The sequence below is a fragment of the Chloroflexaceae bacterium genome (genome assembly GCA_025057155.1).
In the GTDB taxonomy this organism is placed as follows: Bacteria; Chloroflexota; Chloroflexia; order Chloroflexales; family Chloroflexaceae; genus JACAEO01.
In genome coordinates this window covers 1-587 of record JANWYD010000133.1, presented here as the reverse complement: position 1 = coordinate 587, position 587 = coordinate 1, and the positions used below count along the sequence as shown (strand labels likewise).

Below are 587 nucleotides of genomic sequence, written 5' to 3'. Positions count from 1 at the left end.
TTTCATGGGCAAGGTCATCCGCCGGCTGCTCGTGGAGGAGCAGCAGGAGAAATAAGGAGGCCGAATGGCGAAGAAACTTTTTGTCGGCGTAGATCTGGGCGGCACGAGCATCCGCGCCGGTGTGGTCAACGCACGGGGCGAGGTGCTGGCGCTGGAGAAGCGCAAGACGCATCCCGAACTGGGCGTGGACGGCGTCTTCGCGCGCCTGGTCGGCGCGATTGAGCGCGCGCTGAAGAAGGCGGACTTGAAAGCCCGTAACCTGGGCGGCATCGGCGTGGGCGTGCCCGGCCCGGTGGACACAGAGCAGGGCATTGTGCGGGTGGCCGTCAACTTAGGCAAAGGCTGGAAGAACATGCCCCTGGCCGAGAAATTGAGCGCGCATTTTGCCGTGCCGGTCTATATCAACAACGACGTGCGCGTGGGTGCGCTCGGAGAGCACCGCCACGGCGCAGGCCAGGGCGTGCAGGATATGGTGGCGATCTTCGTCGGCACCGGCGTCGGCGGCGGGCTGATTTTGGGCGGGCAGCTGCGCAGCGGCTTTCGCGGCGGCGCCGGAGAGGTCGGCCACACCATCTTCGATATGAGCA

General features: G+C 65.6%; 1 protein-coding gene. It reads left to right on the top strand.

What is annotated here, in order from left to right:
* Positions 1–64: 64 nt before the first annotated feature.
* Positions 65–587 (top strand): ROK family protein (locus tag NZU74_20655; protein ID MCS6883735.1); only part of this gene is annotated, 523 nt, incomplete at its 3' end.